Annotated in this window: 13 protein-coding genes and 1 pseudogene; 10 read left to right on the top strand and 4 right to left on the bottom strand. The window is 56.4% G+C overall.

Translation table 11 applies throughout. The annotated features are described in order from the left end of the window. From IGS51_RS09405 to IGS51_RS09395, 3 genes are all read left to right on the top strand, one after another. A partial coding sequence (locus IGS51_RS09405) for a CHAT domain-containing protein (RefSeq protein WP_297078165.1) occupies positions 1-237 on the top strand: 237 nt, incomplete at its 5' end. 355 nt (positions 238-592) lie between these two features. After that, the gene (nagB, locus tag IGS51_RS09400) at positions 593-1,369 is read left to right on the top strand and encodes a glucosamine-6-phosphate deaminase (protein WP_297078164.1); all 777 of its coding nucleotides are present in this window, start codon (positions 593-595) and stop codon (positions 1,367-1,369) included. A gap of 205 nt (positions 1,370-1,574) precedes the next feature. Then, the gene (locus tag IGS51_RS09395) at positions 1,575-1,913 is read left to right on the top strand and encodes a hypothetical protein (protein ID WP_297078163.1); all 339 of its coding nucleotides are present in this window, start codon (positions 1,575-1,577) and stop codon (positions 1,911-1,913) included. A 19-nt stretch (positions 1,914-1,932) separates the two neighbouring features. Here the strand turns inward: IGS51_RS09395 and IGS51_RS09390 are convergent, their stop codons facing one another. After that, positions 1,933-2,757 carry a Tab2/Atab2 family RNA-binding protein gene (locus IGS51_RS09390; protein ID WP_297078162.1) on the bottom strand — a complete coding sequence of 275 codons (825 nt, stop codon included), beginning with the start codon at positions 2,755-2,757 and terminating at the stop codon, positions 1,933-1,935. Between the two features lie 94 nt (positions 2,758-2,851). Further along, on the bottom strand, positions 2,852-3,706 hold the full coding sequence (locus tag IGS51_RS09385) for a DUF3598 family protein (RefSeq protein WP_297078161.1): 855 nt from the start codon (positions 3,704-3,706) through the stop codon (positions 2,852-2,854). Between the two features lie 757 nt (positions 3,707-4,463). Here IGS51_RS09385 and IGS51_RS09380 point away from each other — a divergent pair. After that, the gene (locus IGS51_RS09380) at positions 4,464-5,471 is read left to right on the top strand and encodes a septal ring lytic transglycosylase RlpA family protein (protein ID WP_297078160.1); all 1,008 of its coding nucleotides are present in this window, start codon (positions 4,464-4,466) and stop codon (positions 5,469-5,471) included. A gap of 51 nt (positions 5,472-5,522) precedes the next feature. Continuing rightward, entirely contained in the window at positions 5,523-7,001 is a 1,479-nt protein-coding gene (locus tag IGS51_RS09375; protein WP_367279300.1) for an aminotransferase class I/II-fold pyridoxal phosphate-dependent enzyme, read from the top strand. On the opposite strand, the gene IGS51_RS09370 is transcribed toward IGS51_RS09375, so the two are convergent. Together IGS51_RS09370 and IGS51_RS09365 are read right to left on the bottom strand one after the other, a co-directional pair. Further along, positions 6,957-10,034, bottom strand: a complete 3,078-nt coding sequence (locus IGS51_RS09370; protein WP_297078158.1) for a GAF domain-containing protein — start codon at positions 10,032-10,034, stop codon at positions 6,957-6,959. The genes IGS51_RS09375 and IGS51_RS09370 overlap by 45 nt on opposite strands. Before the next feature lie 277 nt (positions 10,035-10,311). Next, positions 10,312-11,631, bottom strand: a complete 1,320-nt coding sequence (locus tag IGS51_RS09365) for a class I SAM-dependent methyltransferase (RefSeq protein WP_297078157.1) — start codon at positions 11,629-11,631, stop codon at positions 10,312-10,314. A gap of 319 nt (positions 11,632-11,950) precedes the next feature. Here IGS51_RS09365 and IGS51_RS09360 point away from each other — a divergent pair, with 319 nt between their 5' ends. From IGS51_RS09360 to IGS51_RS09340, 5 genes and pseudogenes are all read left to right on the top strand, one after another. Continuing rightward, positions 11,951-12,094, top strand: a complete 144-nt coding sequence (locus tag IGS51_RS09360; protein WP_068507618.1) for a chlorophyll a/b-binding protein — start codon at positions 11,951-11,953, stop codon at positions 12,092-12,094. 248 nt (positions 12,095-12,342) lie between these two features. Further along, the gene (locus tag IGS51_RS09355) at positions 12,343-13,122 is read left to right on the top strand and encodes a pantothenate kinase (protein ID WP_297078156.1); all 780 of its coding nucleotides are present in this window, start codon (positions 12,343-12,345) and stop codon (positions 13,120-13,122) included. A gap of 191 nt (positions 13,123-13,313) precedes the next feature. Further along, on the top strand, positions 13,314-14,126 hold the full coding sequence (locus IGS51_RS09350) for an IS5 family transposase (protein WP_297078155.1): 813 nt from the start codon (positions 13,314-13,316) through the stop codon (positions 14,124-14,126). Positions 14,127-14,245: 119 nt separating this feature from the next. Next, positions 14,246-14,625 (top strand): annotated as a pseudogene (locus tag IGS51_RS09345) (helix-turn-helix domain-containing protein); the annotation flags it as partial. 121 nt (positions 14,626-14,746) lie between these two features. Continuing rightward, complete coding sequence (locus IGS51_RS09340; RefSeq protein WP_297078154.1) at positions 14,747-15,955, top strand: 4-hydroxy-3-methylbut-2-enyl diphosphate reductase; 1,209 nt, start codon at positions 14,747-14,749, stop codon at positions 15,953-15,955. Positions 15,956-16,081: the final 126 nt, after the last annotated feature.

The raw sequence follows: 16,081 nt of genomic DNA, 5'->3' as shown, positions 1-16,081 counted from the left end.
GGGCTGGCCGGTGTCGCGGCCCAGGCGGGCGTTCGCAGCGTGCTGGCCTCGCTCTGGTTTGTCAACGATGCCGCCACCTCTGACTTGATTAAAGGCTTCTATGCAGATTTGAAAAACCCAGACCTGAGCAAAGCCAAAGCTCTACAGCAGGCGCAAATCCAGCTAATCGAGGCTGGCGGCAAGTTTGCCCGGCCGGCCTATTGGGCCCCATTTATCTTGGTGGGGAACTGGCTGTAGCGGAGGAAGGGGTTCGCCGAGTGCAAAAAAAATGCCCAGACGAGCGATCGCCTGAGCTTTGCCTGTTATCTATGAGCTGATTGCCTGTAAACCTAAATGGCCGACTTAAAATAAAACCGCCGACCCGAATTGAAATCACATATAAACAAGCCGGCCTAGATAAAGAGAAACTGAATTTTGTAAACTCCGTTTCGAGTGGCTGGCGGTATTGAAAACGATCTGTTATGCCAATTACGATACCAAACCTGATTTGAGTTGGGATTCAAAAGTCCTCCAATCTTTACCAATCGTTTCTTAGGTTTACTTTTCTACGTATTTTCACGGCTTCATTCTCTTCACAACCCCGCTGCGTCCCATGCGTCTAATCCTGTGCCCGACTGCCGTTGAGGTGGCTGAGTGGGCTGCCCAATACGTTCTGCGGCGCATCACCGATTTTGCCCCCGCGAGCGATCGCCCGTTTGTCCTTGGATTGCCCGCAGGCAGCACCCCACTTAAGCTATACGCCCGTCTAATCGAGCTATATCAGCAGGGAAAAATCAGCTTCCAGCATGTCGTCACCTTCAACATGGACGAGTATGTTGGGCTGCCCCAAAATCACCCGCAAAGCTATCACACCTACATGCATCAAAACTTCCTGAAGCACATCGATATCCCTGCCCAAAATGTCCATATTCCAAATGGCAATGCGCCCGATCTGGCCGCAGAATGTGCCGCCTACGAAGATAAAATGAAGTCCTTCGGCGGCGTGAATCTATTTATCGGGGGGGTCGGCGAAGACGGCCACATCGCGTTCAACGAACCGGGCACGTCCCTCGCCTCTCGCACGCACCTGCAAGCCTTGGGCGATCGCACGCGCCGGGTCAACGCCCGCTTTTTTGACGACCCCAGCCAGGTGCCCACCCACGCCCTCACTGTTGGCGTTGGCACGATTCTCGATGCCCAGGAAGTCATGATCCTGGCCCAAGGCGCTGCCAAAGCCCAGGCCGTTCACCAGGCTGTCGAAGGCTGCGTCAATCACCTGTGGACGATTTCCGCCCTGCAACTGCACCCCAATGCCCTGATCGTGTGCGACGAAGACGCGACGCTGGAACTGAAGGTTAAAACGGTGAGGGGGTTAGGCGAGCGAGGTTAGGGAGATGATGGGATCAGCGGCTCATCATCGGATCATCGATAGTGTCCTTGGAAGCCTCACAGGGGCTAAGGCTGGCAATCCAAAATCGCCAATCTAAAATATCGCCAATCTAAATCCAGACCAATCTAAAATCCAGAATCGATATCACTCTGTCCCCTTAGCCCACGATCCCCTCACCTCACCACTCCCTCACCCCATCGCCCCAATGACCCCTTCCGAACCCGACTTTGAACAAGCGCTAGACGAACTGGGGCGATCGCTCCAAACCCTGCAAACACGCTATGCCCAGGTCAAGACCGACCAGCAGCGTCAGGAAGCCCTGCAACAGCGCGTCGAGCAGGTGCAGCGGGACTATGCCCACACGCAAGATCCCTCCCTAAAGCTGGAGCTAAGGCGCTTGAAGGATCAGCTTGCAGAACTGGAAGTCGCCCTAGAGAGCCAGCTTTTTTCCTGGAACAGCCTCAAGGAACCCTTCTGGATGGCGGTGCGCTTTGGCGGGATAGGAATCGTGCTGGGGTGGCTGCTAAAAAGCCTTGCCGGATAGGGCTGCCAGGGCTGCCCCCTTAGCCCAGCAGCCAAAAACCGCTGTAGGTGACACCCGTGTCGTCTGGCTGCACCAGCAAGAAGTGCAGTCCGTGGGCCTCGCGCTGCCGCTGCTGAAAGAGACGGGCCGCCGCGGCCACGTCGGCATCGTGAAAGGTCGAGAGAATCCAGCGATCGCTCAATCCTGCTTCCAAAATCAGCCCGTCTGGGGCACCCGGCACATAGTTCAACAGCGCAGGACGCACCTCCTGGAGCCACCGCGCCAATCGCATGGATTGCCGTCCGCCGTCGATGATGACCCCCGGAACGGGCTGGGTGGAGGCGAGTCCCAGATTGATCGGCAAGAGGCGATCGGGCGTAGAGCAGATGGGAATGGGGCGATCGCCATAGAGAAGCTCCAGATCGCCTGCTGCAAGGGCTGCAAATCGCCAGCGATCGCCCCAAATTGCTTCCGGCACAGGCACAGGGGGCGGCGCATCGATCGCCAGCGGGTCGTAGGCTTCGCCCGTATAACCCGGCAAGTTAGGGTAGTAGGCAGCGCGGCGCAACAGAAAATGCTTCAGCATGGGCGCGTGGCGCGTCGGCTCTATCGTCAAGCCGACCGCTTTGGCAGCCGCTTGCATCAAGCCCAAACTCTGCGGCCGAAACACCTGAATCTGCTCTGGCACGCCTTCTGCCTGTAGCCGCTTGAACTGGGTCGCCAGCCAGTCAGCCGTCGCCTGCGACTGCGGACAATCGACACAGGCGCTAAATGCCCCCGTCGGGTCACACACGACCAATTCCCACAGGGCCTCGCCTGATTCGGTTTGCAAGGGACGACGGTAAAAATCAGCTTGCCAAAGCACTAGAGAATCAACGAGTTAAATAAAACAGCGGTTAGAAAAGGGCAGCCAGAGTGTGTCTTGCTGAACTTTAATTTTCACACTTTAACCCCACCCCTCACCCCTTTTCTTCCTGAACCAGTGTCAGGCTTTCCCAGCCGCCCTGTGCATCGTAGCGGCGAATCATCCGCTGGCGGCGGGTGGGGGAGATTAGCCAGCCTGCTTCTAGAAAGAAGGGCTTGCCCTTGGGGATGAGGAGGGGCGTGTTGGCGGAGGCTCCGTCGGGCAGGAGGAGGAGTTGGAGTGGCGTGCTGCCTTGGGTGAAGTGAATCGCAGTGGGGGTGACAGTGCCCGTGGTGCTGAGGGACAGGCCAGGGGCGCTGAGGTGCTGCTGGAGTTGGGTTCCGTCCAGGCTGATGGAGAGCGTGGTGGAATAGGTTTCGGGCGATCGCCAGTCGGGATACAGCGTCACGGCGCGGCCCTGCCAAGTGCCCACCAGTTGCTCGGCGGTTAGGGGCGGGCGTTCGGCAGCAGCACTGCCCCGCAGCGTTTCGCGGATCAGCGTTAGGCTGCTGAGGCGGCTCTCGCCGTTTTCGCCATGAAATAGCTCCACCAGACGCATCCGGCGATTGCCCGCGATTAGCCCAAACTCTGCGCCAAAGTCTCCAAAGGGGCTAAATTGCAGCGACCCTTGGGAAAATGCGCCTGTTTCAAAAAACAGCGTGCTGCGGTTCAGGCTGCTATATTCCAGCACCTTCGCCGTCGGCGGGTCGCCCGTGGTGGATTGGCCAAACTCTAGCGTCTGGCGGATGATCTGGTTTTGGTTTAGCCCCTCAAGCGTCACCACGGTTGGCACGCTGCTGACTTCAGCGCCCGCAGGCGAGAGCCGTGTAAACGAGCCTTCCCAAGCGCCGAGGTTTTTCAGCAAGCACTGCCACTGGGACAGTTCGGGAGAGGGGGAGGGATGAGTCATAGGTAACCCGCTTTCTGGATTTGTTTAGTTATATGAACAAAATTTGTGTATAACTGATAACTTTTTGAAAATTCTCTAGGAAAATCCCCTATTCTAGGGAACCTTATAGAAAAGCTTATCCCGTATCGATTGCGGGCGATCGCTCGTCCGATCGGGTGAGGCTTTGGGGAGGAGGCTGATTTCCTCTCAGCGGTGGATGGTTTGCCCCAATCTGCCGCTCTAGAATGACGAGGTTAGGCAGGGCGCGGGTGCTGCCCTAGACCTAACGGTTTTGAAATTGGGCGTTGAACACGCGGTCAGCAAGCAGCGGCCAGGGTCAAATCCTGTGGGTTGCGGTGCTGCTGGCGACGGCTCAACCCTGGTTTTGTTGCGTGTTTATTACTGGTTAACTATGAGCGTTTTAGGACTTGCCGGGGTGGCAACATCCACGGTCGGTTTTTTTTCGCCTTTTTGGGGAATACTGATGCAGCCTTTGGTGGCTGAGCTTGGCGCTGTATCTACCGTTTCGGCATCTGCTGAGGTTTCGACCCAATCGGGCAATTCTCGATCCAATCTATCTAATCAAACCTTATCTAATCAGAAATCAAGTCAGGGTGCCTCTAGTCAGGGCGCATCAAACCAGAAGTCCTCAAGCGGGACAACGCCCAAAGCAGCATCCGGCTGTCCGATGGGTCTCTTGGCAACCGACCTTTGCCGGAGGCAGCAATGGGAGCGATCGCGCCCTGAATCTCTCCTCTCTTGGCGGAATGTGCGGTTGATGTCTCCGGCTGAAACGAAGCGATCGCCCGCTCCACCCCTTCGCCGCTCTCGCAATCTGACCCCAGCGGCAGACTCGACTCAGCCTTGGACTCAGCCTAAGACCGAGACTGTACCCACAGCGGCGATCGCCCCCCGTCCGCCTGCGGTTCCCAGAGTCACTGTGCGCCCAGCAGCGGCCCCGGCCACCGGAGCGCAGCAGGTCTTTAAGCAATGCCTGGACAGTCTGCCTGCCAGTTCCGAAGGCGTAAAGCGCGGGGCAACTCAGCAAACTCCACCCGCCCCGGCCCGCCCCGACGCTGCAACGGTTTACCAAATCTGGGTGAACGGCAAAGTGGTGATGGAGCTACCCAGCAGCGAAGAGGCTGCCCCCATTGCCCAACGGCTGACCGCTGCTTTGGGCAGTCCTGGGTTTTCGGTAGACCAGTTGCGACTGGTGCTGGTGGAGGGGGAACCGGGCGTGGCGCTGGGTGATGCAAAATCCAATGCAAAATCCGGGGAAAGATTAAACGAGAGATCGATTGCCAGCGGGGGCGATCGCCTCCTGTTCACTGTTGATCGGTCGCTGGCCGATCGCCTGGGGCATACTGCCGATCTGGTTGCCATTGATTGGTATAACAACCTGCGGGTGGCGTTGGGTGAAGCGCCCCTGCCGCTGATGGAGGCACAGGCAGACCTCTACAGCCTCACCCAGACCAAGCGCAACTTGGGCGGCATCACGTCCTGGTATGGGCCCGGGTTTCATAATCGCCTGACGGCCAATGGCGAGCGGTTCAACCAATATGCCCTGACGGCGGCCCACCCCAAATTGCCATTCAACACCTACCTGCGCGTGACCAACGTCCGCAGCGGAGCCTCTGTGATCGTCCGCATCAATGACCGGGGGCCCTACGTGGGGCAGCGATCGCTCGATTTGTCGCGTCAGGCCGCCCGCTGTATCGGCAGCGAAAAACCCGGCGTGGTACGCTACGAAGCGGTAATTTTGGAGCCGCAGACGACGGTGCAATAGCGCATGGATCGGAGCTTGGAGCAAGGCTTGGATCGGGATATCGGGCAGGCTATGCATCAGCAGCATTTGCCGCTCTTGGAAGCCCTGCGAGACTGTGCCCAACGGGCCCACGCGCCGTTTTATACGCCAGGGCACAAGCGCGGCCAGGGCATTCCAGCGCCAATGCGGGAACTGCTGGGCGATCGCCCCTTCCTGGCGGATCTGCCCGAACTGCCGGAGTTGGACAACCTGTTTGCTCCAGAGGGCGCGATTTTGCAGGCGCAGGAGTTAGCCGCCGATCTGTTTGGCGCAGCCCAGACCTGGTTTTTGGCGAACGGCTCGACCTGCGGCATCGAGGCGGCGGTGCTGGCCACCTGCGGCCCAGGCGACACGCTGATTTTGCCAAGGAACTGCCACCAAGCGGCGATCGCGGCCCTGGTTCTCTCTGGCGCGATGCCTGTCTTTGTGCAGCCGGACTATGACCCCGACTGGGGCATTGCCCACGGCGTTTCTCCCGGCGCGATCGCCACTGCCCTGGCGCAACATCCCGACGCAACGGCGGTGATGCTGGTCTACCCGACCTACTACGGAGCCTGTGGAGACATCGGGGCGATCGCCCAACTCACCCATCAGCACGGCATTCCGCTGATCGTGGACGAAGCCCACGGCGCACATTTTGCCTTTCATCCCGACTTCCCCACGCCGTCGCTGGCAGCAGGGGCGGATATTGTCGTGCAATCCACCCACAAAGTGCTGGGCGCAATGACCCAGGCCTCGATGCTGCACTGCCAGGGCGATCGCGTCGATCCTAGCCGCCTCAGCCGCGCCCTGCGATTGGTGCAGTCCACCAGCCCCAGCTATTTGCTGCTGGCCTCGCTGGATGCCGCCCGCTGGCAACTGGCCCAGCAGGGCCCAGACCTGATGCAGCACACCCTCGACCTAGCGGCGATCGCCCGTACAAAACTCGCGCAAATTCCCGGACTGAGCCTGCTTGCAGCGGACGATGCCAATACTCCCGGCTTCATCGCCCTTGACCCCACCCGCCTGACGGTAGACGTAAGCAGACTGGGGCTATCGGGCTTTGCTGCTGACGAAATGCTGCACACACAACTGGGCGTGACGGCAGAACTGCCCGCCCTGATGCATCTGACATTCATCCTCAGCCTGGGCAACACGCTATGGGATGTCGAGCAACTGGTGGCGGGCTTCCAAGCCCTGGCCCAGTCCGTTCACACTGCCGACGGGCTGGCGGTCGAAGCTCCCAAATGGCGGACAGCAGATTTTCCCTGGAGCGCAATCGAAGCGGAACCCGTGCTGTCGCCTCGTGCTGCATTTTTGAGCAACAGTGAGGTCGTGCCGCTGGCGCAAGCGGGTGATCGCCTCTCTGCGGAAACCGTGTGTTCCTATCCGCCGGGCATTCCGCTGCTAATTCCAGGCGAACGCATTTCTAGAGGGGCGCTGCAATTGCTCAAGGCAGTGCTAGAGCAGGGCGGAACGGTCACGGGGTTAGTCGGCGAACAGGGTTTGCGAGTCGTGCAGCGTAACGGGTAGCGTCAGCGTAAAGCGCACAAAGTTATCGTGGCTTTCCAGGGCGATCGCCCCACCCAGCCGCTCGATCAGCTTCTTGACCAGAGCCAATCCCAATCCCGTTCCTTCATGCTTCCAGGGATCATTGCTGGGAACGCGATAAAAGCGTTCAAATACGCGATCCTGCTCTGAGGTGGGAATCTCTACACCCGTATTCGTAATGACAATCCTCAAGTATTCGGCGGTGTATTCGCTAATCATGACCTGAATCGTCCCTTGATCAGGGGTATACTTGCAGGCATTATTCAGCAGTTCGCCCAGAATTCGACCGAGATAGGATGCATCGGTTCGTATCGGCGGAAGGTTTGCTGAGACATTCAAACTCAAATGCTGGTTTCGAGTGCGAGTCCGTTCCAGAAACGGTTCCGCAATATGTGCCACCCAGTCACATAAATGAATGCTTGTGAGCAATAGTGGCTCCATGCCAGCATCGAGTCGAGATAAATCCAGGAGGTCGTTAATTAGCTTTAGCTCTCGCTGACATTCATCTTTCAAAATTTGGAAATAGCGGTGAATGTGGTGGAGATCCGGGTTGTCGAAAAGACCAAGCTGACGCAGGCTCAGTTCTAGCATCTGAGACGACATCTTCACGTTCGCCATCGGGGTTCGTAGCTCATGCGAAACGCTGCTCAGGAAGTTATCCTTCAGTTCATTCAACTGTTCCAACTTCTCAACCTGATTTCGGGCCGCTTGATAAAGTCTGGCTTGTCGAATGGCAATCGCGCATTGATTCGCCACCTGTTCCACCAGACGAATTTCGCTTTCCCCAAATGGTTCACTCCCTGCCCGATAAAGCCATAGATCTCCCAGTAAACTCTGATTGTCTCGAAGCAGACACGCCAATACCGTAAAGGGCTGATTGATATCTCGCAAGATTGGCTTTGCGTTGGGGATCTCTAGTGACTCGCCTGCGAATGCCTGAGGCAGCATACGCCAGCAAAAATGAATGATTTGCCTTTGAAACAGTTGCTCATACAGTTCTGCATAGTCCTGGATTGACACGATGCTGTCATACCGAGAGGGAATGCCCGGTGCAACATACTCATGCTGAATGATAGAAATGTTCTGCTCTAGGTCATAGAGTCCTGTATCACAAATGCTAACGCTCAGCCCTGCGCCTAGCTCCTGCACCACCTTTTGCAAAATGACCTCTTCATCCAGGCTATCGCGCACGTTGTCGGTAATGCGCTTGAGCAGTTTCTCGAAGTCGAGTGCCTTTTTCAACTGAGCAGTCTGCTGCTGCACCTGGGCCGATAGGCTGTGGTTGAGTTGCTGCACCTGATGGTAGAGTTCCGATTGTTGAATCGCAATGCCGACTTGATTGGCCAGTTGCAACAGCAACTCACACTCCCAAACTTGCCACTGCCGCGAACCGCAGCACTGATGCACCAGCAGCAGCCCCCAAAGCTGTTTTTGCACCAGAATCGGCACAGCTAAGTTTGCAGTCACTTGGAATTGCAGCAGAAAGTCGCGATGGCAGGGCGTGATGTCTTTAGTGTGGACGTTGTTGATTGCTCGCACACGCCCCTGCTGATAGCGCTCTAGCCAGTTTTCTCGAAAGCAGGGATCGTCGATGACGCGATCGCACAGGGCCCAGTCTACTCGAACGACTGATTCCACCACCACGCGCCCGCTCCAGTCGGGTCGAAACTGGTAGATCAGCACGCGATCGGCCTGCAAAAACTGACGCACTTCGTCCACCGTTGTAGACAGCACCTCGGAGGAGTCGAGCGACTGGCGAATGCGCTGGGCAATTTGGGCGATCAGCCGTTCGCGCTGGGTTTGCTGCTGGAGGCGCTGTTCTGCCTGCTTGCGCTCAGTAATGTCCTGCGTGGTGCCAAACAGGCGCACTGTCCGTCCCTGCTCCACAATGGCCTGCCCCCGATTGTGGAGGTGGCGAATCGAGCCATCCGGCAGGACGATCCGCATTTCGTGATCGTAGGCAGCACCCGTGGCGATCGCCCGCTTCACAAATTGCTCAAACGACCGCACATCTGCTGGATGAATGAGTCGTCGCAAGGTGCGATAGGTCGGCGATTGCGCCGGGTCAAGCCCAAAAATGCGATAGGTTTGCTCTGACCATCTCACCGTTTGCGTCTGCACGTTGTATTCCCAACTGCCCAAGCGGGCAAGCCGCTGAGCATCGGACAGATCCTTTTCGCGCTGCTGGAGGGCGATCGCCAGCCGTTTGTGTTCGGTGATGTCGGTGTTGGCAAAGATGCAGGCTTCGATCTGCCCGTGATCATCCATCAGCGGATAGAGACAGGCCAGCATCAGGGATTCGGTGCCATCCTGACGCTGGAAGGTTAGCTCTACATTGGCAAACGACTGGCCTTCAAAGACTTGCTCCACTATCGTCTGCACAGCGTTCCACAGCGCTGGGCTGGGCATCAGGTCTTGCAGCGATCGCCCCAGCATTGCCTGTCCATACTGAAACACCTGCTCACAGGCCGGGTTCCAGTTGAGAACCAACCCTGCCCGGTTGACCCAAAAAATGGGGTTGGGCGAACTGTCTACCATCTGGCGATAGTGCCCCTGTGGCTCTAGGGCAGTTCTCAGCGTTCGCTCCAGGTTTGCGACACCCAGCAGGTTTCCGTCGGAGTCCATGACTGCGGCATAGTCTGCGCTAGGCGGCGGCGATGTGGGAACTCGCGTGTTCCAGTCGGCTGCGGGGATGATGGTGGGCGATCGCTGCACCAGGTCACCAATCTGCGTCGCGCTCAGGTCAGTGCCTTGGGCGATCGCCCGAACCAAATCCTGAGCCGTGAACAGACCTAGCAGTTGCCCTTGCTGCAAGACGGCAATGTAGCTCGATTCAGCCTTGTGCATGAGGCGCACGGCCTCGGCCGCCAGGACTTGTGCCGCCACCGCAACCAGTGGCAATAGAGATGAATCGCTGGCGGGCGGCGGACAAGCAGCAAGCAATGGAGTGGTCTGGTTTCTAGGAGCGGCGTTTTCGGGCAAAAGCTGATTTCTAAAAGGAACGCCTTCTATCATGGTGTGTCTTGATTAGCCTAGCTGACAGATTGAGGAAATCCCAACCTCAATTCCACAGAGCAAGCAGCATCATTCCTGGTCAAAAACCCAAAAATCTTTCGATAGATAACCTGACAACAAATTTATAGGATGCTTACAGGAGATGAAGTAAGGCGAGCAATAATGCTGATATTTCTGCAATGCCCGAAATGCCCACATTTTCAGCAGGCGTTGGTCGAGATGTTGAGATTTCGATCTTTTATTCCTGATTTTAGATATCTCTGATTTTAGACGGCTTCTAAACAACGCCCAAATGGGTCGGTATTTGCAAGCCTTTGGGTAGGGCCGCTGCTCCCAACTCTTTGCCCTGTATCAGCACGCCAAAGTTGCCCAGCCGCAGGGGGTCGATCAGTGCTTGCAGGCGATCGCGCTGTTGCAGTATTTCTGCCAGGTTCACCTCGGTTCCCGGTTCAGGATGGGAGAGGGCCGCCAGGCGATCGCCCAGCCCCAGCGCCATCAAAAATAAGCCCTGCGGCACAAAGCCCAGCGTGTCTAACCCGCAGCGATCGCCCTGTCGCTCCAGCGCGGTGAAATCGACGTGCGCCGTCAGGTCTTGCCGCCCAATGTGCAGGTAAGGATCGGAATGGTGTGCGTGTTGGTAATAGCACTGGAGCGTGCCTGTGGTGCGGGTGGGGCTATAGTAGCGCTGCGCCGGATAGCCGTAGTCGATGGTGAGGACATAGCCGCGATGCAGCCGATCTGCCACCGTTTGCATCCAGTCCAGCGCCGCCAGGTTGACCTCAGTGCGATAGCCGTCGGGATAGCGCTCCGACAGCAGATCCACTCCCACTAGCTCAAAATACTCCGCCAGTCTTGGCGTAGAGAGGTCGCCCAGCGTCTCGACAAAGCGAGGTGTTGCGCCTGCAACTGGCTCTGGCGCAAGGGTGACGTAGATTTCCTGGAGTTGCCCCTGGGCGATCGCCACCTGATGCACCGGAAACGCATCCACCAGTTCGTTTGAAAAAAAGCAGCCCGTCACAGAATCGGGCGGCATCTCTTCCCAGCCACACCAGCGCACCTGGCCAGAGTCTGCCAAAGGCTTGAGCCGACGCTGCTGCTCTGCCCGCATCGCCGCCGAAATTTCCACAATTACGTAATCCACGGCTTCAAAGCAGGCGTGATGTTCTCGGTAGAGGTAGCGAAGCACATCCGCCGCCAAAATCCCCTGCCCTGCGCCCATTTCCACCAGCGTAAAGGGACGTGGAGTGTCTAGCAAATGCCATAGCTCAGCAAACTGCTCCGCCAGCAGTTCCCCAAACGCTACGTCCAGATGAGGCGAGGTGTAGAAATCTCCTGCCGCGCCGATGGCTGAAGCAGTTGTGGCGTAATAGCCGTAGTCCGGGTCGTAGAGGGCGATCGCCATAAACTCAGCAAACGAGATGCGCCGCTGCGGATGGGCGACGATGCGCTGGGAAAGGCGATCGCACAATGGCAGATTGCTATCGTCAAGATCAGACGAACCGGGACACATAAAGAGAATTCCATAGCCCTGCTCAATCATTATTTCCTGAGTCGCCACACCCGGAAACACGACTACCCCGATCGCGCTCCCAACCATTGCCCCAAAGCTCAATCATTATTTCCTGAGTCGCCACACCCGGAAACTCTTCATACCGACCCAGCCGTCAAGACATCCCCAAAAAAGTAACCAAACCCCGCCGCACACAAGCAGCCTTCAGAAAAACCCCATCACCCACCCTACCCAACTCTCCCCTCTTCGTTCTTCCTTCTTCGTTCTTCCTTCTTCCCTCTTCCCCCATAGATAGACCACCCCCCCCACCATAGATACTCAAATATGTAGTTTTATTGCTGATTTTTCTTAAGTTATGTTAACGTATAAGTACAACCTAAAGACAACCTAGAGAGGTCTTTGAGCTATGCAAACCCAAGAATCCAAGTTTGGTTTTACTCAGTTTGCGGAAACCTGGAACGGTCGTCTGGCAATGCTGGGCTTTGTGATTGGTCTGGCTACGGAACTGTTAACGGGTCAGGGCATCCTGTCCCAACTGGGTCTGATGTAGGTGACTTTCCCAGGTTTGCGAAAGCAACTTGGGCGGCGAGTCTGCTACGGACTTTCACGTTTCATCCTTGATATCTCCTTCGCAAGGTGCGGCTTCGGTCGCACCTTTTTATGTTTTTTATGTTCTACGTGGCTTTGTCGCACTTTTCTATCCAAACTTATCTATCAAAACTTAGGCAATTGGATAATCTTTTGCCAGCACAGCCCGCAGCATACACTGTTTCCTGACCCTCATCGCTTCGACCAATCATGCCTGTTTATCTGGCTCTGGCAATTGGCAATTCTCGGCTACACTGGGTGGCATTTTCGGGGGAGGAACTGCTGCACTGGTGGGATTCGGACTATTGGACGGCGGCGGCGATCGCCCAGTTTGCTGCCGATCCTGCGTCTGCCGGATTGCCAATTCCAGGTGAGGTTTTATTGCAAGCGCCAGTTCCATTGGCGATCGCCTCCGTTGTGCCCGCGCAGACAGACCTCTGGCAGCAGTATCCCGCCCGGCAGATCCTTACCTTGGCGGATGTGCCCCTAGCCAAGATGTATCCCACCTTCGGTATCGATCGCGCCCTGACCCTCTGGGGGGCAATCTGTTCTCTGGGCGCACCCGTGCTGGTCATCGATGCTGGAACGGCCCTCACCTTCACCGCTGCTGATCGAGCAAACACCCTGCTGGGCGGCGCAATTCTGCCAGGCCTGCGGCTCCAGCAGCAAGCCCTCGCCCAGGACACGGCTGCTCTACCGCTCGTTGCGCTCCAGCCAGACCTAAACCTGCTGCCACCGCGCTGGGCCACCGACACACCCACCGCCATCCGCTCCGGCATTCTCTACACGCTGCTGGCTAGCCTCCAAGACTTTGCCCGCGATTGGCTGTTGCAGGAACCAGAAGGGGCGATCGCCCTCACAGGCGGCGACTCCGCCCTGCTCCACCAGGCGCTCTCTCAACAAAACCCAGCCCTCGCTGCCCGCATTCATCGTGACCCAGCACTTATCTTTCGCGGCATCCCCGCGCTGCGAAACTGGAGCCTAATTTGATTAGGGCAAATATTTGATTAGGGCAAATAACCTCGAACCCTTACTGATAACCTTTACTCTATCCCCCTCAAGGCAGAGGATTAGCCGGCCGACTGACATCAGAGCTAATTTATCAAAGAAAAAAGGAAGAGAGAAAAGCCAACCTCAGAACGAGCTTTAGGCTCAATGACAGATGTCTCTAGAGCCGGTCTATGAGTCGCCTACCCGAAATCGCCAATCCCAAGCGCAAAGCCTATCCCAGCGACATGAGTGATACAGAATGGGCAGTCTTGCAACCGCTGCTGCCAACGGGTAAGGGCTTCGGTCGTCCTCGAGAAGTGGACTTTCGAGAGATTCTCAATGCTATCTTCTACGTGCAATGCAGTGGCTGCCAGTGGGAAATGCTGCCCCATGACTTTCCGCCTTATGGAACGGTCTACTTCTACTTTCGTAAATGGCATCGCAAAGGGGTTTGGCAACAGATTCATGACCAACTGCGAGACACCTTACGACAGAGCATGGGCAGAGACAGCGATTCCAGCGTGGCGATTGCCGATTCCCAATCGATCAAGACCGCCGAAAAAAGGGGGGGCTGCGGCTTTGACGGTGGCAAAAAGGTTAAGGGACGTAAGCGCCACCTGGTCGTAGACTCTCAAGGGCTTTTGATTGGGGTGGTGGTGACCGAAGCCAATGCCTCAGAACGGCTTGGGGCATTGGTTACGCTCGATGAAGCAAGCGATAAGCTCTCCAAGCTAGAGGTCGTGTGGGTAGACCAGGGGTATAGTGGCAAGAAGTTTGCCGAGGCGGTCAAACAGGCTTGTGGAGAACACGTCCGAGTTGAGGTCATCAAACGAACGGCTCAAACCTTTGAGGTTCTGCCTAAACGCTGGATTGTGGAGCGAACTTTTGGCTGGTGGAATCGCTATCGACGCTTGAGCAAAGACTACGAATTGTATTGTGAGATGAGCGAAGCCATGATTTATGGAGCCATGATTCGTGTGATGCTCAAACGCCTGGCGGCTTAGAGACTTTATAAATCAGCTCTCAAACACTGTGGATAATTATGAGTCAGAAGCGTTATATTGTCGATCTAAGCGACGCTGAAATTCAAGCGTTGGAAACCCTTTTGAGAACTGGAAAACATTCAGCCCGCAAACTCACCCGTGCGCGTATTCCATTGCAAGTGAATCAGGGTAAAATCGACCGAGAAGTCGTGGACAACTTAGGGGTGAATCTTTCAACAGTCGAGCGAACCCGTGAGAAGTTTGTCCACTCAGCCACATTGGAGGAAGCTCTCAATGATCGCCCCCATCCTCCCAAACCTCGTAAGCTCGATGCCAAAGCAGAAGCCCTGCTGATTGCGACCGCTTGCTCAGATGCACCCGATGGGCGGGCTGAGTGGACAATGCAGTTGTTAGCCAACCGCCTGGTTGAACTGCAAGTAGTGGAGTCAATTTCGGATGAAACCGTGCGCCAGACACTGAAAAAAACGACGTTAAACCGTGGCTGAAACAGCAGTGGTGCATTCAGTGGTTAGAATTCAGCAGGAATGCCGCTGGAAGGGGCAGGTTGTCTGTTAGGGTTAAAAGTACGTTCTCAACGCACGTTCAAATCTTTTACACCAGCAAGCAGCACGCCAGCGGGTATGGATACCAAAGCATTCAAGCGATCGCTCAACAACTCCGAAAACTATCACAGAAAGGGCTTCGGACACGACGCAGAAGTCTCCGGGCAGATGCAGTCGGAATATCAGAGCGACCTGATCCAGCAAATTCGCGACAACGGCTACACGCTGAAGCGGGGCGATGTAACGATTCGACTGGCGCAGGCATTCGGCTTTTGCTGGGGCGTAGAGCGGGCAGTGGCCATGGCCTACGAAACGCGGCAGCACTTCCCCACCGAGCGCATCTGGATTACCAACGAAATCATCCATAATCCCTCGGTCAACCAGCGCTTGCGGGAGATGCAGGTACAGTTTATTCCCGTAGAAGCGGGGCAAAAAGATTTTTCTGGCATTGAGTCGGGCGATGTGGTGATTCTGCCTGCTTTTGGCGCGAGCGTGCAGGAAATGCAGTTGCTCAACGACAAGGGCTGCACCATTGTCGATACGACCTGCCCCTGGGTGTCCAAAGTGTGGAACTCGGTTGAAAAGCACAAGAAAAACGCCTACACCTCCATCATTCACGGCAAGTACAACCACGAGGAGACGATCGCCACCAGTTCTTTTGCAGGCACGTATCTGATCGTGCTGAACCTGGCACAGGCGCAGTACGTGGCAGATTACATTCTAAATGGGGGCGATCGCCAGGAATTTCTCGCTAAGTTCAAAAACGCCCATTCCGACGGCTTCGACCCCGACCGCGACCTAGAATGTGTCGGCATCGCCAACCAGACCACCATGCTAAAGGGCGAAACGGAGCAAATCGGCAAGCTGTTTGAGCGCACCATGATGCAGAAATACGGCCCCGACCAGTTGAATCAGCATTTCCTCGCCTTCAACACCATCTGCGATGCCACGCAGGAGCGGCAGGACGCGATGTATGACCTGGTGGATGCGCCGCTGGATTTGATGGTGGTCGTCGGTGGCTACAACTCGTCCAACACGACGCACCTGCAAGAAATCGCCATCGATCGCAGCATTCCGTCCTACCACATCGACAGTGGCGATCGCATCGGGCCCGGCAACCGCGTCCAGCACAAGCCGCTGCACCAAGATTTGACCGTCACCGAAAACTGGCTGCCCGATGGCCCCATCACCGTCGGCATCACCTCCGGAGCCTCCACCCCCGATCGCATTGTGGCGGAAGTGATTGAAAAAATCTTTGAGCTAAAAGGGGCCCTGGCGCTGGCTTGATGGCTGGCTTGGTGACTTAGCTTAAATGTCACTTAAATGTCTCAGATGTTTACAAATTTGTGAGTATTGGCTCATCGCCCTGTTAGATCGGGTAACCTGGCCTCAAAGGGTAGGTGCTGCTAGCGG

This window comes from Thermoleptolyngbya sp. M55_K2018_002 (assembly GCF_015295965.1).
GTDB classification, from domain to species: Bacteria; Cyanobacteriota; Cyanobacteriia; order Elainellales; family Elainellaceae; genus Thermoleptolyngbya; species Thermoleptolyngbya sichuanensis.
This window is presented reverse-complemented; position numbering and strand designations above follow the sequence as displayed.

Excerpts from the sequence above, each read along its gene's own strand:
- IGS51_RS09380 (WP_297078160.1), top strand. The coding sequence starts at position 4,464 with ATGTCTCCGGCTGAAACGAAGCGATCGCCCGCTCCACCCCTTCGCCGC.
- IGS51_RS09375 (WP_367279300.1), top strand. The coding sequence starts at position 5,523 with ATGCATCAGCAGCATTTGCCGCTCTTGGAAGCCCTGCGAGACTGTGCC.
- IGS51_RS09360 (WP_068507618.1), top strand. The coding sequence starts at position 11,951 with ATGCAAACCCAAGAATCCAAGTTTGGTTTTACTCAGTTTGCGGAAACC.
- IGS51_RS09385 (WP_297078161.1), bottom strand. The coding sequence starts at position 3,706 with ATGACTCATCCCTCCCCCTCTCCCGAACTGTCCCAGTGGCAGTGCTTG.
- IGS51_RS09350 (WP_297078155.1), top strand. The coding sequence starts at position 13,314 with ATGAGTCGCCTACCCGAAATCGCCAATCCCAAGCGCAAAGCCTATCCC.
- nagB (WP_297078164.1), top strand. The coding sequence starts at position 593 with ATGCGTCTAATCCTGTGCCCGACTGCCGTTGAGGTGGCTGAGTGGGCT.
- IGS51_RS09395 (WP_297078163.1), top strand. The coding sequence starts at position 1,575 with ATGACCCCTTCCGAACCCGACTTTGAACAAGCGCTAGACGAACTGGGG.
- IGS51_RS09355 (WP_297078156.1), top strand. The coding sequence starts at position 12,343 with ATGCCTGTTTATCTGGCTCTGGCAATTGGCAATTCTCGGCTACACTGG.
- IGS51_RS09340 (WP_297078154.1), top strand. The coding sequence starts at position 14,747 with ATGGATACCAAAGCATTCAAGCGATCGCTCAACAACTCCGAAAACTAT.
- IGS51_RS09370 (WP_297078158.1), bottom strand. The coding sequence starts at position 10,034 with ATGATAGAAGGCGTTCCTTTTAGAAATCAGCTTTTGCCCGAAAACGCC.
- IGS51_RS09365 (WP_297078157.1), bottom strand. The coding sequence starts at position 11,631 with ATGGTTGGGAGCGCGATCGGGGTAGTCGTGTTTCCGGGTGTGGCGACT.